Source organism: Chryseobacterium sp. NG-CE01 (genome assembly GCF_055695505.1).
The window spans coordinates 191,966-210,921 of sequence record NZ_CM146369.1; the positions used below are offsets into that span (position 1 = coordinate 191,966).

19 protein-coding genes are annotated in these 18,956 nt (G+C 38.5%); 9 read left to right on the forward strand and 10 right to left on the reverse strand.

What is annotated here, in order from left to right; all coding sequences use genetic code 11:
- Positions 1-73 precede the first annotated feature (73 nt).
- The 3 genes from ACYT6F_RS00955 to ACYT6F_RS00965 form a co-directional block, all read right to left on the reverse strand.
- Positions 74-2,407 carry an ATP-dependent helicase gene (locus ACYT6F_RS00955; RefSeq protein ID WP_472599472.1) on the reverse strand — a complete coding sequence of 778 codons (2,334 nt, stop codon included), beginning with the start codon at positions 2,405-2,407 and terminating at the stop codon, positions 74-76.
- 113 nt (positions 2,408-2,520) lie between these two features.
- The gene (locus ACYT6F_RS00960) at positions 2,521-2,889 is read right to left on the reverse strand and encodes a response regulator transcription factor (protein ID WP_169232475.1); all 369 of its coding nucleotides are present in this window, start codon (positions 2,887-2,889) and stop codon (positions 2,521-2,523) included.
- Between the two features lie 14 nt (positions 2,890-2,903).
- On the reverse strand, positions 2,904-4,760 hold the full coding sequence (locus ACYT6F_RS00965; protein ID WP_472599473.1) for an ATP-binding protein: 1,857 nt from the start codon (positions 4,758-4,760) through the stop codon (positions 2,904-2,906).
- A 356-nt stretch (positions 4,761-5,116) separates the two neighbouring features.
- Here ACYT6F_RS00965 and ACYT6F_RS00970 point away from each other — a divergent pair, with 356 nt between their 5' ends.
- The 3 genes from ACYT6F_RS00970 (at position 5,117) to secG (ending at position 9,010) form a co-directional block, all read left to right on the forward strand.
- Positions 5,117-6,430 carry a M16 family metallopeptidase gene (locus ACYT6F_RS00970; protein ID WP_472599474.1) on the forward strand — a complete coding sequence of 438 codons (1,314 nt, stop codon included), beginning with the start codon at positions 5,117-5,119 and terminating at the stop codon, positions 6,428-6,430.
- Between the two features lie 47 nt (positions 6,431-6,477).
- Complete coding sequence (locus ACYT6F_RS00975) at positions 6,478-8,523, forward strand: M16 family metallopeptidase (protein ID WP_472599475.1); 2,046 nt, start codon at positions 6,478-6,480, stop codon at positions 8,521-8,523.
- 130 nt (positions 8,524-8,653) lie between these two features.
- On the forward strand, positions 8,654-9,010 hold the full coding sequence (gene secG / locus ACYT6F_RS00980; RefSeq protein ID WP_472599476.1) for a preprotein translocase subunit SecG: 357 nt from the start codon (positions 8,654-8,656) through the stop codon (positions 9,008-9,010).
- 77 nt (positions 9,011-9,087) lie between these two features.
- Here the strand turns inward: secG and ACYT6F_RS00985 are convergent, their stop codons facing one another.
- Genes ACYT6F_RS00985 through recR form a run of 5 tightly spaced genes read right to left on the reverse strand, consistent with a single transcriptional unit; the run spans position 9,088 to position 13,234 of the window.
- Positions 9,088-10,122, reverse strand: coding sequence for a WaaS/CpsH family glycosyltransferase (locus ACYT6F_RS00985; RefSeq protein ID WP_472599477.1), 1,035 nt, complete (start codon positions 10,120-10,122; stop codon positions 9,088-9,090).
- The gene (locus tag ACYT6F_RS00990) at positions 10,119-11,252 is read right to left on the reverse strand and encodes an NAD-dependent epimerase/dehydratase family protein (protein WP_472599478.1); all 1,134 of its coding nucleotides are present in this window, start codon (positions 11,250-11,252) and stop codon (positions 10,119-10,121) included. The genes ACYT6F_RS00985 and ACYT6F_RS00990 overlap by 4 nt, the downstream gene beginning before the upstream one ends.
- A 4-nt stretch (positions 11,253-11,256) precedes the next feature.
- The gene (locus tag ACYT6F_RS00995; protein ID WP_472599479.1) at positions 11,257-11,808 is read right to left on the reverse strand and encodes an acyltransferase; all 552 of its coding nucleotides are present in this window, start codon (positions 11,806-11,808) and stop codon (positions 11,257-11,259) included.
- Positions 11,805-12,596, reverse strand: coding sequence for a glycosyltransferase family 2 protein (locus ACYT6F_RS01000; protein WP_472599480.1), 792 nt, complete (start codon positions 12,594-12,596; stop codon positions 11,805-11,807). Before ACYT6F_RS01000 ends, ACYT6F_RS00995 begins: the two co-directional genes overlap by 4 nt.
- A 23-nt stretch (positions 12,597-12,619) precedes the next feature.
- Positions 12,620-13,234, reverse strand: coding sequence for a recombination mediator RecR (gene recR / locus ACYT6F_RS01005; protein WP_472599481.1), 615 nt, complete (start codon positions 13,232-13,234; stop codon positions 12,620-12,622).
- Between the two features lie 305 nt (positions 13,235-13,539).
- Here recR and ACYT6F_RS01010 point away from each other — a divergent pair, with 305 nt between their 5' ends.
- The 6 genes from ACYT6F_RS01010 to ACYT6F_RS01035 all read left to right on the forward strand — a co-directional run bounded on the left by ACYT6F_RS01010 (position 13,540) and on the right by ACYT6F_RS01035 (position 17,424).
- On the forward strand, positions 13,540-14,145 hold the full coding sequence (locus tag ACYT6F_RS01010; protein WP_472599482.1) for an LURP-one-related family protein: 606 nt from the start codon (positions 13,540-13,542) through the stop codon (positions 14,143-14,145).
- 20 nt (positions 14,146-14,165) lie between these two features.
- Positions 14,166-14,660: a hypothetical protein gene (locus ACYT6F_RS01015; RefSeq protein ID WP_472599483.1), complete on the forward strand. Its 495-nt coding sequence runs from the start codon at positions 14,166-14,168 to the stop codon at positions 14,658-14,660.
- 83 nt (positions 14,661-14,743) lie between these two features.
- On the forward strand, positions 14,744-16,189 hold the full coding sequence (locus tag ACYT6F_RS01020; RefSeq protein WP_472599484.1) for an aminoacyl-histidine dipeptidase: 1,446 nt from the start codon (positions 14,744-14,746) through the stop codon (positions 16,187-16,189).
- A gap of 115 nt (positions 16,190-16,304) precedes the next feature.
- Positions 16,305-16,538 carry a hypothetical protein gene (locus ACYT6F_RS01025; protein WP_472599485.1) on the forward strand — a complete coding sequence of 78 codons (234 nt, stop codon included), beginning with the start codon at positions 16,305-16,307 and terminating at the stop codon, positions 16,536-16,538.
- A complete protein-coding gene (locus tag ACYT6F_RS01030) occupies positions 16,522-16,821 on the forward strand; it encodes a type II toxin-antitoxin system RelE/ParE family toxin (RefSeq protein ID WP_472599486.1) in 300 nt (99 codons plus the stop codon). The genes ACYT6F_RS01025 and ACYT6F_RS01030 overlap by 17 nt, the downstream gene beginning before the upstream one ends.
- A 21-nt stretch (positions 16,822-16,842) precedes the next feature.
- Positions 16,843-17,424: an LOG family protein gene (locus ACYT6F_RS01035; protein WP_472599487.1), complete on the forward strand. Its 582-nt coding sequence runs from the start codon at positions 16,843-16,845 to the stop codon at positions 17,422-17,424.
- Positions 17,425-17,491: 67 nt separating this feature from the next.
- Here the strand turns inward: ACYT6F_RS01035 and ACYT6F_RS01040 are convergent, their stop codons facing one another.
- Positions 17,492-17,821, reverse strand: a complete 330-nt coding sequence (locus ACYT6F_RS01040; RefSeq protein ID WP_472599488.1) for a 2Fe-2S iron-sulfur cluster-binding family protein — start codon at positions 17,819-17,821, stop codon at positions 17,492-17,494.
- Between the two features lie 72 nt (positions 17,822-17,893).
- Positions 17,894-18,949 (reverse strand): NAD(P)/FAD-dependent oxidoreductase, encoded by a 1,056-nt coding sequence (locus ACYT6F_RS01045; protein ID WP_472599489.1) that lies wholly within the window; start codon positions 18,947-18,949, stop codon positions 17,894-17,896.
- Positions 18,950-18,956: the final 7 nt, after the last annotated feature.

Sequence of the window (18,956 nt, forward strand, 5' to 3'; positions counted from 1 at the left end):
AATTATATTTATTAGTCCACAAAATTTATAGACTAATTAGCTATAGAAAATATATTATGTTATAATTGCTTTTTTAAATCTTGGTCAGCTTAGCGTATTTCAGAATAAGATTTTTCTCCCCTTCATGCTGGAAAATAACCTTTGCCTTGATATTCTGAGGATCGGTACCATCGAGGAAGGTTACTTCACCGATTCCGAAACGGTCGTGTCTCACTTTATCTCCCACTTCTATATCCTGAGAAGATGCGCCGCTTGGATTAATGATTTTTGCAGTACTCACCGGCTTTAGCTTTCTCGGCTCAGCGATAGGTTTGGAATCTCCGCTTCTTTCAATGGTTTTCTTTTCCACTTTTTTGAAGCTTCTCATTTCAGACGGATGCTCATCAAAAATATTGGATCTTACTCCTGAATTATTGATAAAACGTTTTTCAATAGCCGGATTTACAAATTCCAGATAAATATCATCAATTTCACTGAGGAATCTTGACGGTTCCGCATCGGTAATTTTCCCCCACTGGAAACGTGAAATGGCATACGAGAAAAATGCCTGCTTTTCGGCTCTTGTGAGAGCAACATAGAACAAACGTCTTTCTTCTTCCAGATCTTCCCTGGTTGATGAACTCATAAAGCTCGGGAAAAGATTTTCTTCCAGACCCACCAGGTGAACCACCGGAAACTCCAGTCCTTTAGAAAGGTGAATGGTCATTAATGAAACCATATCTTCCTCATTATTTTTATCCTGTGTATCTGCGGAAAGGGCAATATTCTCAAGAAAATTCGGTAAGCTCGGATCTCCGTCTTCCAGCTGCATCTGCTCTTCGATAAACCCCTGCATGGAGTTCATTAATTCCTGAACGTTTTCTACACGGGAAATTCCTTCCGGTGTCTGATCGTCTTTTAAAAATTTAATCAGTCCGCTTCTTTTGGCAACTTCCATGGCCACACTGTAAGCCGTTTCTGTTTTAAGCAGTACCTGAAATGCTTTAATCATCGACCAGAAGTCACTGAGTTTATTCAGCACACCATTGTTAAAGCCTAAATGCGGTGAATACATCGTAAGATTGTCTAATACTTTCGATACCGAAACATTCTGAGCATCGGCAAATACAACCAATTTATTCTGAGTAGTTTCACCAATTCCTCTTGCCGGATAGTTGATGATACGCATCAATGCTTCCGAATCGTTTTCGTTCACAAGGAGACGAAGGTAGGCAATCAGGTCTTTTACCTCTTTCCTTTGGTAGAAAGATAAACCTCCATACACTTTATACGGAATATTTTTACGTCTTAAAGCATCTTCAAATGCACGAGTCTGAGAGTTTGTACGGTATAAAATTGCGAAATCGCTGTATTTCCTCTGTTCGCGGTTTCTGGTTTCCCAGATGTTTCCGGCTACGAAGTTGGCTTCATCAGCATCAGAAAGGGAACGGTATATTTTAATTTTATCTCCTTCTTCATTTTCACTGAAAACATTTTTCTTGAACTGCTGAAGGTTTTTAGCGATCACCACATTGGCCGCATTCACAATGTTCTGGGTAGAACGGTAATTCTGCTCCAGGGAAACCGTTATTGCGTCCGGATAATCTTTTTTAAAGTTTAAGATATTATAGATATTCGCGCCACGAAAAGAGTAAATAGACTGTGCATCATCTCCCACCACGCATATATTTTCAAATTTTGAAGCCAACGCTTTCACAATAAGGTACTGCGAATGGTTGGTATCCTGATACTCATCCACGAGAATATACCTGAACCTGTCCTGATATTTGGCAAGCACTTCCGGAAAGCGGGTAAGAAGTTCGTTAGTTTTGAGCAGTAGATCGTCAAAATCCATCGATCCGTTTTTAAAGCACTGTTCAACATACCGCTGATAAATCTGCCCGATGAATTTCATATTTGCTTTTTCATCTGCTTCAATAAGTTCCGGATTAGCGTAGTATGCTTTTACGGTAATGAGATTATTTTTATAGGTAGAAATTCTTGCCTGAACTTTCTTAGGTTTATAAAGATCAGCATCGATATTCATGTCTTTCAATACCTTCTTGATCACGTTCAGGGCATCCTGTTGATCATAAATGGTAAAATTGGAAGGATATCCCAGATAATGCGCTTCGCTTCTGAGAATTCGGGCAAAAACGGAGTGAAATGTTCCCATCCAAAGGCTTTTCGCATTGCTTTGCCCTACCACTTTCGCAATACGTTCTTTCATTTCTTTTGCCGCCTTATTGGTAAATGTTAAGGCTAAAATATTAAAAGGATCTACGCCATTTGTAATGAGGTGTGCAATACGCATTGTAAGAACCCGCGTTTTCCCGGAACCTGCTCCAGCAAGAACCATAAGTGGTCCCTGTAATGTGGTAACGGCTTCAAATTGTGATTCATTCAGTCCATTCAGATAATCCTCCATGCTGCAAAAAATTTTGGGAACACAAAATTAGTGTATTATATGGAGAATTCAAATTGGATGATCGTGTAAATAGTGTTAAATTAATTCCTTACTTAGACTAGTGGTTGACAAAACTACTTTAAGTAATGCCTGATCCTATCTACCATATTCCCAAGATCGAAAGGTTTGGCGATGAATTCATCAGCACCTGCGTCGAGAGCAGATTGTTCCAGCCCGCGACTTGCAGACATGATAAGTACGGGAATGTCCTGAAAGTTCTCGTGAGCTTTGATAAGTTTGCAGAAATCACGGCCGTCTTCGCCGGACAGCCACATATCCATTAAAATAACATCAGGTTTCATATCGGGATCCAGAGCGCTGAACATTTCTGAACCTTTATAAAATTTGGCAACTTCAAACCCCTCAAAATCAAGCATCATTTCAATAGAATCAACAATCGCGGGACTGTCATCCACCACCATAATTTTTGCAGCATTAGACATGGTAAAAACTTTTATTAATTTTTATTCTTTGGGATTCTGAAGCAAAAATCAGACCCTTTTCCTTCCGAAGAAGAAACAAAGATCTCTCCGCCGGTTCTTTTTATGATCTCCGCCGAGATATAAAGACCAAGACCAAGACCTGAAAATGTATGATCTTTTGACCCGCTGATTCGGTAATACTGTTCAAAAACTTTTGACTGCTTATCTTCCGGAATTCCGATTCCGAAATCCCTTACATTGAACTGAGCCTGACTGCCGTTCATGCTTGTAGAAATATGCACCTCATCCGCATCGGGAGAATATTTAATGGCATTGCTGATAAGATTGGCAATCACCTGAGATATTCTCTGGCGGTCTGCAAAAACCTCTCCTATTGTAGCGGATCTGCTTACAAAGAGCTTATGCCTTGAGGTCATTTGCTGCTCTTCCACCACTTCGTCCACAAGCTTATCAAAATCGAAATAGGATTCATTCAGCAGCAGTTGTCCTTTTTGTATCTTGGTTACATCGAGCAATTCATTAATGAGGCCTGTAAGAAGATCAATCTGGTAATCCATTCTTTTGGCTACTTCTGCATTTTTAGGATCACCTGCTTTTTCAAGGTTGGCCTTAATAAACTGTGTATATAATTTAAGGCTGGTAAGTGGTGTTTTCAGCTCATGGCTGGCAATCCCGAGAAAATTATCTTTCTGGGTTTCGAGCTGTTTGAATTCATCAATATCGGTAAAAGTGCCCGTCCACTGTTTTACTTCTCCGTTTTCAGAGAAATTAGGAACTGCCCTTCCCAGGAACCAACGGTAGCTTCCTTTCTGCACCGGATCTTCAAGCTCATATTCCATTACGAAAGGGGAATTTGTTTTTACGGATTCTTCCCAGATTTCATCTACTCTCCTGGAGGTTTCCGGCCGCATCATCTGTTTTACCAGAGCTGTCTGATTTTCATCGGCTGTAGAGCCTGTATATTTATACCAGCTGTCGTTCATGTATGTAATTTCTCCGTTATTATCGCAGGTCCATACAAACTGGGGCATAGAATCTGCAAGATCCCGGTATTTTTTCTCTCTTTCCTGAATTTCTTTTTTTGCCATTACAAGATCGGTAATGTCCACAGCCATATTGAGGATGGCATATACCTCGCCTGTAGGACTTTTCAGAGGTTTATAAGAAAAATTATAATAAAATGTCTGAAGCTTTCCGTCTACAATAAGGTCTGCACTGGCTTCTTTCGAAGCATACGATTCTCCGGTTTTGAAAATATCTTTAAGAAGACCTATGAAGGGCTGTCCTTCAAGTTCGGGAAGAGCGTCTTCAAGCTTCATTCCTATAACGGATGGACCTTTACCCCATGTTTTGAGCATTTGGTCATTTGCAAATTCTATAAACAATTCTTCGGTACGGTAAATCGCTATCGGGTAATCTGATTTTTTGATAAGGTTTTCAAAGCGGTATTCGCTGTCTCTCAGCATCTTTTCAGAAAGTACCTGATCGGTAACTTCGGTAGCCACAATGCTTATTCCGATAATCTTTTTATCATCATTGTAAACGGGAGCGAAGATAAAAGTAAAGAAATGCTCTTCATATTTACCGTATTTCTCTAAAAATACAGACCATTTGTTTCCGTTGAAAGTTTCTCCTGTGCGGTATACATTTTCCAAAATATCCTGAAAGCCCTGATCGATGATTTCCGGAAGTATTTCAAATAAAGATTTACCTATAACAGAAGCATCCCTTCCCCAAAGTTCCAGCATCTGCGGATTGGCATTGTTGATGCTGAAATTGTCACCGGTTAACAGACACATGGCTACCGGTGCCTGGCTAAAGAGGGTAATGAGAGAATCCTGGGAAACATTCTGCTCTAAAAAGCTTTTCATTATTTATTGAGTATTTATGTAAAAAAATTAATATTCCGCACAGAATAAAATAAAACAATACCTCATACCGAATATTCCTGGACAGATATACAATTTTCAGGCCTTTATTTTAAGTTTTTCGTAACATTTTAATACGATTCTGAAATTATAAAATTAAGCAATTTATCAATTCAAAAACATATCTTATCAAGTAATATTGATGATTAATTTTTTGTAGCCTACATAACGATAAAGTCAATTTTTAATATCGCTGATAATCCTGAGTGTAAACAGATTTTAAACTACAAAAAATATTCTTGAAAGATTGTAACAATTAAAGTAAATTTGGCACTAATTGACAAAACAATTTCTACTTTATGAAAAAGCGACTTCTTTCGGTTGCTGCAGCAGCCTTCTTCGGAATGGTTCTGAATGCACAACAAATTAAATTTGAAGAGTATGACTTACCAAACGGTCTTCATGTAATCCTTCACCAGGACAATTCTGCACCAGTTGTAACTACAGGTGTGATGTACCATGTTGGTGCAAAGGATGAAGTGAAAGGAAGAACCGGTTTCGCTCACTTCTTCGAGCACCTTTTATTTGAAGGGACACCTAATATTAAAAGAGGTGACTGGTTCAAGATAGTTTCTTCAAACGGAGGACAAAACAACGCTAATACTACGAATGACAGAACGTATTACTATGAAACATTCCCTTCAAACAACGAACAGTTGGGTCTTTGGATGGAAGCTGAAAGAATGCGTCATGCATTAATCAACCAGGTTGGTGTAGATACTCAGAGAGAGGTTGTAAAGGAAGAGAAAAGATTAAGAATGGATAACCAGCCTTATGGAAATCTTTTTACAACCATCCAGAAAAACCTGTTTACCAATCACCCGTACAACTGGCCTACAATCGGTTCTATGGAAGACCTGAACTCTGCAAAACTTGAAGAGTTCCAGGCATTTTACAAAAAATATTATGTCCCGAACAACGCTACATTGGTAGTTGCAGGAGATATTAAGCCTGAACAGACAAAAAAATGGATTCAGGAATATTACGGCGGAATCCCTAAAGGAACGGTTTATCCTAAAAACTTCCCTAAAGATGCTCCTATCACACAGGAAAAAGAAGTAACGGCTACAGATCCTAACATCCAGCTTCCTGCTTATGTTTTTGCTTACAGAACACCAGGCAATAAAGAAAAAGACGCTTATATTCTAGATATGCTTTCTTCTTACCTGAGCAGCGGTAAATCTTCTGTTTTATACAAAAAATTAGTTGATCAGGATAAAAAAGCGTTACAGGTAGCTGCTTTCAACCAGGGACTTGAAGATTATGGAATTTTTGCTTTCTTCGCAATCCCGATGGGACAGACGACAAAGGCAACCTTACAGGCTGATATCGACGCTGAAATTAAAAAGATTCAGACTACTCTAATTTCCGAAGAAGATTACCAAAAACTTCAGAACCAATATGAGAACCAGTTTGTAAATTCCAATTCAAGCATCCAGGGAATTGCTGCTTCATTGGCAACAAACCATGTTTTGATGGGCGATACAAATCTTATCAACAAAGAAATCGACATTTACAGATCTATCACAAGACAGGATCTTCAGAATGCGGCTAAAAAGTATCTTAATTCAAACCAAAGAATAATCATCAATTACGTACCTGAAAAAAAGTAATCACTAATCCGGGTTAAATATTGATTATTAAAATTAAATTTTTACAAATGAAAAAGCAATTAACATATATAGCTGCAGCGTTTTTATTCGCAGGAACGATTTCAGCACAAAAAATAGATCTTAATGCAATGCCGAAACCGGGACCTACTCCCGCGATCAATATTGCAAAGCCAAAAACTTTCCAGCTAAGCAACGGCCTTACGGTAATGGTTGTGGAAAACAACAAACTCCCGAGAGTAAACGCAAGTCTTACCATGGACAGGCCTCCTTACTATGAAGGAAGCGTAGCCGGGGTAAGCGACATCATGGCGGAACAGTTCGAAAACGGAACGACTACCATGAGCAAAGATGACTTCAACAAAAAAGTAGATTATCTTGGAGCAAATCTTAATTTCTCTTCTAACGGAGCTGCGGCAAACTCACTTTCAAAATATTTCCCTCAGGTATTAAGTTTAATGGCTGATGCAATCATCAATCCTAAATTTTCTGCAAAAGAAATCGAAGATTCTAAAGAAAGAGCGATTGAAGGATTAAAATCTGAGGAAAAAAATGCATCTGCAATTGCGTCAAAAGTATCTAATGCATTAATGTACGGTAAGAATACTTCAAGAGGGGAATTTTCAACCGTTGAATCTATCAGCAAAATCCAGCTTGCGGATGTACAGAATATTTACAAGAAATATTATGCTCCGGATAATGCATATCTTGTAATCGTAGGAGATGTGAAATTCGACAAGGTAAAGCCGATGATCGAAAAAGCATTCAGCGGATGGAAAAAAGCAAATACTCCGATTACTCCCGTAGAGCCTGCATCCAACGTTGCCACTACAGAAATCAATGTTGTTGACGTTCCTACAGCGGTACAGTCTGTTGTTTCACTGAACAACATCAACAACTTAAAAATGAAAGATCCTAATTACTTCCCGGCAACTATTGCCAACTATATCCTTGGTGGTGGCGGTGAAGCAAGACTTTTCATGAATCTTCGTGAGAAAAACGGATTTACTTACGGAGCATATTCCAACATGAGTGTAAGCAAGTATTCTCCGGAATTCTCTGCAAGCGCGAGCGTGAGAAACGAAGTTACAGATAAAGCAGTTAAGGAATTCATGAATGAACTTAACGCGATTTCCAACGTGAAACCTGAAGAGCTTGAAAATGCCAAAGCAAAGCTGAAAGGATCATTCATCATGTCTCTGGAGCAGCCTGCAACTATCGCAAGGTTTGCACTAAACCAGAAAGTATATGATCTTCCGAGCGATTTCTATACCAATTATCTGAAATCTATTGATAAAGTAACTGCTGCTGACGTTTCCAGTGCGGTAAACTCTACCATTTATCCAACCAAAAGCAGAATCTTTATTGCCGGAAAAGCATCTGATATTTCTGAAGGACTGGAAAAACTGGGTTATCCTGTGAAATATTATGATAAAGACGCAAATCCTGTAGCAAAACCAACGGCACAAAAAGTCGATGCCAATGTAACGGTTGCTTCCGTTGCAGATAAATATCTTGATGCAATCGGAGGAAAAGCAAACCTTTCTAAAATTTCTTCATATACTGTAAACGCCGCTATGTCTATTCAAGGGCAGAACATTGATATGAAAATGATGAAAGCACAGGGCGGAAAAGAAATGACTCAGGTTACGGCTATGGGACAGGTTGTTCAAAAGCAGGTATTTGACGGAAAAACAGGATACTCTGAGCAAATGGGTCAGAAAGTTCCTATGAAGCCTGAACAGATTGCAGAAAAACAGAAAAACACTGAGCTTTTTGAAGAAATGGCTTTCGCCAAATCTCCTGAATACAAACTGACAGGAATTGAAAAAGTAGGAGGAGAAGATTCTTATGCAATTAAAGGACCTGAAACCACCTATTATTACAGTGTGAAAACCGGTTTGAAAACCGGGGAAACAAGAACGGTAAAAGCACAGGGCCAGGAAGTAAGCGTCCCTACCACGTTCTCTGATTACAAAGATGTTGCAGGCGTAAAAATGCCTTACACTATTTCTGTAAATCAGATGGGAATGGATATGACCATGAAAGTGAAATCTTACGAAATAAATCAGGCAAAAGATTCTGATTTTAAATAAGGCTTCTTATTTTTATAGAAAAACGGCAACGAATGTTGCCGTTTTTTATTTTTATCAAATTTGGCTGCATCTTTCTTTGCCATTCGGTAAAAAAAGATTAAATTTGCCCATTCAAAAAGATATCAAATTAATGGATTCTATATTTATACTATTGATGGTTCTTATTATGATCGCCAGTATTCTTCTGGTAATCATCGTTATGGCTCAAAATCCAAAAGGAGGAGGTCTTTCCAGTACTTTTGGGGGAGCATCTTCCGCACAGTTTGGTGTACAGAGAACCAACGACTTTATGGAAAAGGCAACCTGGACATTAGGAGGAACAATTATCGTTCTTATTCTTTTAAGCGTTGTGATTACAGGTAAACCTTCCGCTCCGGCTCCTGCACAGGTTCCCGCGTCGAAAGAAGCGCCGGCTAAGCAGTCTTCTGCTCCTGCTTCCGCTACTACCACAACAGCTCCGGCTCAGACTCCTGCGCCAACAAAATAAGCAAATAATATTTTTACATAAAGAAAGCAACTCTCCGGAGTTGCTTTTTGTTTTATGATCATAATATGCCCTTGAATTTATTCTTTATTCCTGAAAGCGTTCCAGTAGGCATCTTGAGGATCACCAAAAATACAATCAATAAAAGAATTAAGGGACATTTTGTATAGAGTCTCCTGATCTATTTCTTTAAAATCTGTTTTAAAAAACTCCGGATCTATCTGAATGTTCTCCCTGTCAATAACCAAAATATTATGCGGATTATAGAAAGGGTAATTTTTGATATCCGAATTGGTGGTAATCAGTTTTTTCCCTGAAGCCAGAACCTCAAAAGTCCTTATCGTTAAACCATTCTGAAAAGGCTTATTGATATCAAGAACAGATTTTGTTTTCTTGTAAAAATCGATGATCTGCTGATGATTCAGTTTATTAAAACTTACTTTAGCAATATCAAATTGTTTAAGATTTTTATCAATTATCTTTTTCAGCCGAAAAGCAATTCTTCCCATGGCGTAATAGTAAAAATAAGATCTCAGATGAAGCCTGTCTGCAATAGCTCTTACCTGCTCTCCCACAATATATCGGTCTGTATGGGCACTTCCGATAAATACGAGATCATATTCTGACGGTTCAGGATTCTGATTCAGATTTTCATATTCATCCAGATAGAACAGTGGCCTGAAGTTCAGATTAAACTGTACCGCATCATTATATTCAAAAGTAAATTTTTTATCAAAATATTTAAGATGAGCAATAAGATTAGGATATTCTTTCAACGGATCAAAATTATAATAAATCATCTCCATTTCAGGATTGTCCTGCTTAATTTTTTCGAGAAAAAAAGTAGGTATGGCTTCACCCTTTATTAAAAAGAAGAAATCATATTTTTTGCCCTGAATTTCATTTAAAATCCGGTTGTAATATTCATTTATTTTTAAATGATAAAATCTTTTATTCAGCCTTATGATTCCTTTGGAAAAGTTTGAATTGGAAGGTCTTTCGTCATAAAAATCTACTTCCGCTCCCAGTTCAGAAAGCCTTTTTGCTATGGCTTTCTCATAATTAAAAAAACTGACTGATAAAAAAAGTATTTTTTTGCCATTTAAATTGATCATTTTAAAAGTCCTTTTACTTTCATTTCATCTAAAGATTCCTTGAATTTTACATCCTGGATATTCTGCTGAAGCACCCAGTTGGTAAATTTCGACATCCCTTCTTCAAAAGAGATTTCCGGCCGGAAATTCAGTTTTGATTTAATTTTGCTGATGTCTGCAAAATTATGCCTGATATCTCCCAAACGAAACTGTCCCGAAACATTAATTTTAAAATCGATATTATAGAATTTCCTGAGATTTTCCGCCACCGTAGTCACTGAAGTTGAAACACCCGTCCCTACATTGAAGATCTCTCCGTTTGCAGCATCATTTTCAATACATTTTATGGTAGCTTTCACAGCATCATCGACATGGATGAAATCTCTGGATTCATTTCCGTCCTCAAAAACGTTGATATCATTTCCGTTAAGAATCTGCGATGAAAATATCGATAAAATACCGGTGTAGGGATTCAGTAAAGACTGCCCCTCCCCGTACACATTCTGGAATCTTACCGCTACTGGTGCTACACCCATTGATGAGCAGGCGGTCATGACCATCTGTTCCTGGGTATATTTTGTAATTCCGTAGATGGAGGTGGGATGTATTTTCGATTCTTCATCCGTAGGCAAAGCCCGGAGCATCTGTCCGTCCGGATAAATGATTTCAAAAATACCGTTGCGCATTTCTTCTGTATTTCTTGGTTTCGGATAAATTAAACCTAATTCCGGATGAAGATATTTTCCTTCGCCATAGACCGCTCTGGAAGATGCAATCACTACTTTTTTTACACGGTGCGGCTTATTCACCAGAAGATCCAGCATCTTTGCCGTTCCGGAAACATTGACTTCCGTATATTTTTCGATCTGATACATTGATTGCCCGGTTCCGGTTTCAGCAGCGAGGTGTACGATTACTTCCTGGCCGTCGATTGCTTTTTCCCAGTCTTCCAAATTCACCACATCGCCTTTGATAAAGTTTACCTTACCTGAAATACTTCTGTACAACGGAGAATCTTCTTCAGGATTTTTTCCGTGAATCTGGGAAGAAAGATTGTCCAGAACCGTAACTTCGTAACCTTTTTTCTTAAGTTCCAGAGAAAGTTTGCTTCCTATAAATCCGGCTCCTCCCGTGATCAGAATCTTCTCCATATTTTTATATTACTTTTTCCCATTGTTGGGTTTCGAAATTATATTTTTTAACCATTTTAGCCGGAGCTCCTACGATGACGCAATAATCCGGAAATTCTCCCTTTACCACAGAATTAGCCCCTACAATACATTGCTTCCCAAGCCTGGTACCCGCCATGATGGCCGCTCCCATACCAATATAGCAATTCTCCCCGATTATGGTTTCACTTACAAGATACTCCTGCTTTACGATATGTTTATTAAGTTCCTGATAATCATGGTCAATATTTGTAATAAAAACATTCGCCAATATCAATGAGCTTTTTCCGATGGTAAGATTTCCTGCAGAGGTAATATGTACATTCTGGGAAATTACCACATCATCCTGTATATGAATGTTTCCGTTGCGGTGTACTTCCATTCTGAGATGGGGAAAGATACGTACTTTTTTGCCTATAAAAACTTTTCGGGTACCCATCAGAAATAACGGCTTTCCCAAATATGAAGGGAAACCGAACTTTCCGAAAAAAGGAGCATAGATAACAGCCCTTAACGCCCAAAAAATTTTATAAATCATATGCTGCTTTTAAAAATCCGTACAATATATTTCAATTTTAAAAATATAAAAAATAAAATATATTCAAAATAGTGTATTCTTCCTGTAAGATACATTTCACGGAGGTTTTTCTGTATCCCTTTTTCCATTTCGGGGAGGTTAGCAGAAAGTCCCGATGCTCCGAAAGAGCGCTTTCCGCCTCCGGTAAATACCAATTCTTCACCGAGAATGTACATTGCATTGTTTTTGGAAACTTTCATCCAGTAATTGGCATCTTCCGAATAGCGCTGATTTTCATCAAAAAAACCTGTGTTTTCCAAAACTTTTCGTTTAAACAAAGCAGTGGAAGTCTGGCCGTCTACTCTTACCAATAATTTCCTCAGGGTAATCCGGGCAAGGTTGAATTTATTTTTTTGGTAGGGGAACCATATTCTTTCACCGTTTCTAAGGCAGGTAATGAAATCGATATCCAAGTTTTGATCTTCAAGAAACTTCATCTGTGTTTTGGTTTTTGCGGGAAACCATTCGTCGTCCGAATCTAAAAAAGCAATATAGTTTCCTGCTGCTGCTTTCAGACCTGTATTTCTGGCTCTGGAAACGCCTCCGTTTTCCTGGCTGATGATTGTAATCTTTAACTGAGGATGGGCATCTCTGTAATTTTCCGACAGTGTTTTACTGCTGTCTGTAGACCCGTCATCAATGATGATAATCTCAAACTGATGCAGATCGTAATCCTGATTTTTCACGGAATCAAGAGCTCTGATTATCGTTTTTTCAGCATTAAACATAGGAATTATTACAGAGATCATATTCTAAATACTTTTATATAAGATTATGATTTTTCTTCATTGTAAGGAAGCCTGTTGATGATGGATCGGCCCAATGATATTTCATCCGCATATTCCAGCTCATCACCCACAGAAATACCTCTTGCGATGCTGGAAAAATTAATATTGAAATTTTTAAATTTTTTATAAATATAATAGGCTGTGGTATCGCCTTCCATGGTTGCACTCAGAGCAAAAATAAATTCCTTTACCTTTCCTTCGTTCAGCTTTTTTTCTATACTCGGGATGTTCAGCTGGCTAGGACCGACACCTTCCATGGGAGAGATTTTACCGCCCAGAATAAGGTATTTTCCGGTGTACTTTCCGGTATTTTCAATGGCAATAACATCGCGGACGTCTTCTACGATACAGATCAGTTCGTCATGTCTTTTCGGATTGCTGCAAATCTCGCAGATTTCAAAATCTGAAAAATTATGACATTCTTTGCAGTATTTGATATCATTTACCAGATTGATGAGAGAATTTCCCAGACTTACCGATCGGGAGGCCGGCTGCTTTAGTAAGTGCAGTGCCAGACGCAATGCCGTCTTTCTTCCTATTCCCGGCAATCCGGAAATTTCATCCACTGCTTTTGCCAAAACTTTACTTGGGTAATCCATAACACAAAAATAAGTAAAAAGATTCAAAATTCTCCAAAGCAATTCCCTTTCCGGAAAGGTTGCTGCAGGGTGAAAGGAACTTTCCCGGTCTCCGAAAAGTTGGTCGCAGGGGTGCAGGAGACTTTCAAGGTTACCGGAAAACCTGGTGCAGCGGTGAAAGAAGCTTTGGAGGTTTTAGCCTAAATTAATCTTAAATGTTCATAAAATAATTACTTTTTGAATTAAATGAAGTTAAGATACCCTATGTTTTAAAGCAATTAATATTATCTTTGATCCACTAAATATTAACTTGAAAAATAAACGAAATGGTACTTAACAATTTAAATTATCCGCTGGATTTTAAATTTAAGATTACAACATTGGCCAGTGACTTCAATATCACGGACAGAAACGGTAACTATGTGGCGTATGTGCGTCAGAAAATGTTTAAGCTGAAGGAGGATGTCATTGTTTTTAATGATGAAAGCAAAACCAAAGAACTCTTCAGAATCAAAGCCAATCAATGGATTGATTTTAATGCTTCTTATTCTCTAACCGAAATTGCTACCGGAAGAAACTTCGGAAGAATGGCAAGAAAAGGAATGCGTTCTCTCTGGAAAGCCAGCTATGATGTTCTGGATGCCAACGATCAGCCGAAATTCAAAATCCAGGAAGACAGTGCATGGGTAAGATTTTTCGACGGAGTAGTTGGTGAGATTCCGCTTATCGGAGCATTTACAGGATATTTCCTGAACCCTTCCTACACCGTTACCGGTATCGACGGAAAAGAATATTTTAAACTAAAAAAGATGCCTTCATTCTTCGGAAGAAGATTTCAACTTGATCGCCTTATCGATATTGATGATGAAGAAGAAAGCCTTGTGATCCTTTCCTTATTAATGATGACGCTTCTTGAGAGAGCACGAGGATAAACCTTTAACAACCACAAACAATGAAATATTTTATCATTTTCTTTTCTGCTTTTATGCTGGTTGCCTGTAAAAAGGAACAGCAGCAAAATACTCAGCTTTCGGTTTCTTCAGATTCTGTACAAATCGTTCAGGATTCTGCAGCAGCTGATGTTTCATCTGGAAAAATTGCAGTCGATACGTTTCCTTTTCCTTCGGAAATTAAAGAATGTTCATGTTATTTTGCCAAAAGCAAAGCAGATTTTCTTGCTGAAAAGTACATTTACGCTGATGATGCCGGCAAAACCGCATACATGAAACTTGACGGTAAAAGAATTGTTCTCAACCTTATTTCATCCAGCGATATGGAAGGCGATGACGAACTGACCAAAGAAATAGAAAATGATAATTATAAAATTTCCGTAAAAGGTAAAAAAATAAAGGGTGAAGAAGTTTTGCTTTTTGAAGGAACACTCACGATTGAAAAACCGGACGGAACTGTTGTTAAAATGCCAATCTATGGTGAATGCGGATGCTAAAACTTCCTGCTGCCGGTAAAAATACTGCTTCTGATCATCCGGAAGCATTTTTTATTTTGTAATTTTGAGAAAAATAAATTTCAATGGAGCTATCTAATATAGAACCGCAGATTATCTGGAAGAATTTTTCCAGATTGAATGCTGTTCCTAGACCATCAAAAAAAGAAGAAAAAGTTATTGCTTTCATTAAAGAATTCGGTGAAAATTTAGGATTGGAAACTACGGTTGATGAAACCGGTAATGTTATTATCAAAAAACCGGCAACACCGGGAATGGAAAACCGCAAATCTGTAGTTCTTCAATCACACCTGGATATGGTATGCCAGAAAAACAACGATGTTAATTTCGATTTTGAAACGGAAGGCATCAAAATGGAAGTAGACGGAGACTGGGTAAAGGCAAAAGGAACAACCCTGGGAGCCGATAACGGACTGGGAGTCGCTACTATTATGTCAATCCTGGAAAGTACGGATATTCCGCATCCTGAGCTGGAAGCCCTTTTCACCATAGATGAAGAAACGGGAATGACCGGAGCTTTAGGATTGAAGCCAGGACAGCTGACCGGACAGATTCTCCTTAACCTTGATACGGAAGAGGACGACGAAATTGATATCGGCTGTGCCGGTGGAATTGACGTTACTATTTCGCAGGATTATAATACGGAAGTAGCCAAGGGACAAATTATCAAAATTGAAATAAAAGGCCTTCAGGGCGGACATTCCGGAATGGATATCCATAAAGGTTTCGGAAATGCGAATGTAATTTTAGGAAGAATTCTTTATAAAGCACTTGACAAAGAGAATATTCAGCTGATTTCCATTGACGGAGGCGGATTGAGAAATGCCATTCCAAGAGAGGCGGTAGCCATTGTTTCCGTAAGAAATGCACAGGAGTTTATCGAGGAGGTAACCAACGGACTGAAAAAAGAAATTATTGAAGAGTTTGCAACCGTAGAGCCTAATCTTCATATCAATATTGAAAGTTCAACCACTTCAGAAAAAGCACTTTCCGAAGAAGATTCACGAAAAATCATCCTTACGCTGAAGGCACTTCATAACGGTGTTTACAGGATGAGCCCGGATGTACAGGATCTTGTGGAATCTTCCAACAACGTGGCCAGAGTACAACTCAAAGAAGGTGACTTAAAAATTTTAAATCTTTCAAGATCATCGGTAGAATCTTCAAAAGATTCCGTTTCTGAGCAGTTGAAGTCTGTGGCAGAACTTGCCGGGATGAAAACCGTATTCAGTGGTTCATATCCCGGATGGAAACCGAAGCCCGGTTCGGAAATTGTAAAGCTGATGGAAAATATCTATGCTGAAAAGTTCGGAGAAAAGCCTCATGTTGTAGCCTGTCACGCCGGCCTTGAATGCGGAATTATCGGAGCCAATTATCCGGATATGGAAATGGTGAGCTTCGGACCTACGATCAGAGGAGCACATTCGCCTGATGAAAAAGCCAATATTCCTTCTGCACAGAAATTCTGGAGTTTTACGAAAGATATTCTAGCCAATATTCCTTTAAAATAGAATTGTAAAATTGCTATATTAATATCCAAAATTATTTTGATTTTGGATATTTTTGTTTCTAAATCTTTACAGATTTTTATTTAAAATTTTTAAATTTGAATAAATAATACCAATTATGAACACACAGACTCTCAATGAAAAACTTGAATTAATTCAATGGTTGTCTACATTGGAGGATACTTCTATTATAAAAAAACTGATCCAATTCAGAAAAGAGGAAACTAAAGACTGGTGGAATGCGATTTCGGAAGAAGAGAAAAAATCTATTGAAAAGGGAATATCCGAAGCTGATAATAAAGAATTAAAACCTCATTCCGAAGCCAGAAAATTATATGGAAAGTGGTTATAAGGTCTTCTGGACTCCACATGCTTTAGAGGAGTTAGAGAAGACTATAGAGTATCTTCATAATAACTTTACAGATAAAGAGATTAGAAGGCTTGCCCATAAAATAGAAAGTTCGATAGAAATTATATCTCAAAATCCTTTTATATTTCCGGTATCCGAAAGCAAAGGCATTCACAAGGTAATTATTCTGGAATTCAATACTATGTATTATCGCATACAGGAGAGCACTGTGGAAATTTTATCATTCTTCTCAAACAGGCAATCTCCCCAGAAAAGAAAATTCTAACTCTATTTTTTAAATTTAACAATGAAAAACATCACCGTATTCTGCGGATCAAGTTTTGGTTCGGAAGATATTTATAAAGATCAGGCAGCACTGCTCGGACAAACGCTGGCAAAAAACAATATACAACTGATCTACGGCGGCGCAAATGTCGGTCTGATGGGCGCTGTTGCTGATGGAGCTTTACAGGCCGGAGGAAAAGTGGTGGGCGTTCTTCCCTATTTTCTGCAATCCAAAGAAATTGCCCACAAACAGCTTACCGAACTGATTCTGGTTGAAACCATGCATGAAAGAAAGACCAAAATGAATGAATTGTGTGACAGCGTAATCGTACTTCCCGGAGGTTACGGTACGCTAGAAGAATTCTTCGAAATGATTACCTGGGCGCAGCTTGGGCTTCATCAAAAACCGATTGGCATTCTTAATATTGACGGATTTTATGATGATTTACTAAACCTTGTTCAAAATATGGTGGAAAAAGGATTTTTAAAGCAAATTAACCGCGATATGCTGCTGATTAGTAATAATATTGATGAATTGTTGGAAATGATGAGAAATTATAAAGCTCCGACGGTGGGAAAATGGATTTCAAAGGATGAAACATAAATCTATTATAAAAGCAACACCCGAAGAAAGTCTTCGGGTGTTGCTTTTATAATTTAAATAAAATTTTCTAAGGATAAGGAGCAATTTCCACTTCCAAACCTTCCATTTCGGGAACGATATGCAATTGGCAACCCAATCTGCTGTTGTCCTGCACATGAAAAGCTTCACCTAACATGGCGTCTTCTTCTGCACCCATTTCTTCCAGTCCCGGATCATTGATCACATAAACCTGGCAGGAAGCACACATTGCCATTCCTCCGCATACTCCGATGGTGCCTTCTTCTGCAAGTTCATAAGAACGGATAATCTCCATCAAATTCATCGACATATCGGTGGGAGCTACCACATCGTGGGTAACACCTTCCCGGTCGGTGATTTTTATATTTATATCACTCATTTTAGTTGATAATTCTTTGTTAATGGTTGATGGCGGTCATTTTTCAACATTAACCGTCAACAGACAACAAATTTAGTCAATTTTTTTCACAACAGCTTTTTCAGCTTCTTTTCGACTTCCGTCGAATCCGTCTACTCCGCTTACCGTTGTGTACTTTAGAACGAATTTCTTGCCCGGATTCAACCTGTTGTATACACTCTGACACATTAACGTAGCTTCATGGAAGCCGCAAAGAATCAGTTTAAGTTTTCCAGGATAGGTGTTGATATCTCCGATGGCGTAAATTCCGTCGATATTCGTCTGGTAATCTAAAGCATTATTTACAACAATCGCGTTTTTCTCGATATTCAGTCCCCAGTTCCCTATCTCACCCAATTTTGGTGTCAATCCAAACAACGGAATAAAGTAATCTGTTTCGATATCGTAAGGATCCTGTCCGTCTACAGCTACGGTAATTGCCTCCACTTTTCCCTCACCTTTAATGGCGGTAACTTCGGCAGGTGTAATTAATTTTATTTTCCCCTGATTTTTAAGATCCTGAACTTTTTCCACTGAATCCAAAGCACCACGGAACTCGTTTCTTCTGTGAATCAAGGTTACTTCGCTTGCTACATTAGAAAGGAAAATACTCCAGTCCAGTGCAGAATCTCCACCTCCGGCAATCACTACTTTTTTATTTCTGAAATGTTCAGGTTCTTTTACAAAATATTCCAGTCCCTTTTCTTCATAATCTGCGACATTCTCTATGGTAGGTTTTCTCGGTTCAAAAGTTCCCAACCCTCCGGCAATGGCAATGGCTTTTGCTCTGTGCACGGTTCCTTTATTGGTGATCACTTCAAACCATTCATCATCTACTTTGGTGTAAGAAACAGCGGTCTCTCCCAATGTGAATCCCGGCTGAAACTGCTTGATCTGTTCCATCAGGTTATCGACAAGTTCCCCTGCATTCACAGATGGATAACCCGGAATATCGAAAATAGGCTTTTTGGGATAAAGTTCGGCCAGCTGTCCTCCCGGTTGTGGAAGCGCATCAATGATATGGCACTTCATTTTTAGTAAACCTGCTTCAAATACAGCAAAAAGCCCGGTAGGCCCGGCTCCTATGATCAATATATCGGTCGTTATCATAATAATA

Excerpts from the sequence above, each read along its gene's own strand:
- ACYT6F_RS01030 (WP_472599486.1), top strand. The coding sequence starts at position 16,522 with ATGGAAAGTGGTTATAAGGTCTTCTGGACTCCACATGCTTTAGAGGAG.
- ACYT6F_RS00995 (WP_472599479.1), bottom strand. The coding sequence starts at position 11,808 with ATGATTTATAAAATTTTTTGGGCGTTAAGGGCTGTTATCTATGCTCCT.
- ACYT6F_RS01025 (WP_472599485.1), top strand. The coding sequence starts at position 16,305 with ATGAACACACAGACTCTCAATGAAAAACTTGAATTAATTCAATGGTTG.
- ACYT6F_RS00965 (WP_472599473.1), bottom strand. The coding sequence starts at position 4,760 with ATGAAAAGCTTTTTAGAGCAGAATGTTTCCCAGGATTCTCTCATTACC.
- ACYT6F_RS00960 (WP_169232475.1), bottom strand. The coding sequence starts at position 2,889 with ATGTCTAATGCTGCAAAAATTATGGTGGTGGATGACAGTCCCGCGATT.
- recR (WP_472599481.1), bottom strand. The coding sequence starts at position 13,234 with ATGGATTACCCAAGTAAAGTTTTGGCAAAAGCAGTGGATGAAATTTCC.
- ACYT6F_RS01040 (WP_472599488.1), bottom strand. The coding sequence starts at position 17,821 with ATGAGTGATATAAATATAAAAATCACCGACCGGGAAGGTGTTACCCAC.
- ACYT6F_RS01000 (WP_472599480.1), bottom strand. The coding sequence starts at position 12,596 with ATGATCTCTGTAATAATTCCTATGTTTAATGCTGAAAAAACGATAATC.
- ACYT6F_RS01015 (WP_472599483.1), top strand. The coding sequence starts at position 14,166 with ATGAAATATTTTATCATTTTCTTTTCTGCTTTTATGCTGGTTGCCTGT.
- ACYT6F_RS00955 (WP_472599472.1), bottom strand. The coding sequence starts at position 2,407 with ATGGAGGATTATCTGAATGGACTGAATGAATCACAATTTGAAGCCGTT.
- ACYT6F_RS01010 (WP_472599482.1), top strand. The coding sequence starts at position 13,540 with ATGGTACTTAACAATTTAAATTATCCGCTGGATTTTAAATTTAAGATT.
- ACYT6F_RS00990 (WP_472599478.1), bottom strand. The coding sequence starts at position 11,252 with ATGGAGAAGATTCTGATCACGGGAGGAGCCGGATTTATAGGAAGCAAA.
- ACYT6F_RS00970 (WP_472599474.1), top strand. The coding sequence starts at position 5,117 with ATGAAAAAGCGACTTCTTTCGGTTGCTGCAGCAGCCTTCTTCGGAATG.
- ACYT6F_RS01045 (WP_472599489.1), bottom strand. The coding sequence starts at position 18,949 with ATGATAACGACCGATATATTGATCATAGGAGCCGGGCCTACCGGGCTT.
- ACYT6F_RS00975 (WP_472599475.1), top strand. The coding sequence starts at position 6,478 with ATGAAAAAGCAATTAACATATATAGCTGCAGCGTTTTTATTCGCAGGA.
- ACYT6F_RS00985 (WP_472599477.1), bottom strand. The coding sequence starts at position 10,122 with ATGATCAATTTAAATGGCAAAAAAATACTTTTTTTATCAGTCAGTTTT.
- ACYT6F_RS01020 (WP_472599484.1), top strand. The coding sequence starts at position 14,744 with ATGGAGCTATCTAATATAGAACCGCAGATTATCTGGAAGAATTTTTCC.
- ACYT6F_RS01035 (WP_472599487.1), top strand. The coding sequence starts at position 16,843 with ATGAAAAACATCACCGTATTCTGCGGATCAAGTTTTGGTTCGGAAGAT.
- secG (WP_472599476.1), top strand. The coding sequence starts at position 8,654 with ATGGATTCTATATTTATACTATTGATGGTTCTTATTATGATCGCCAGT.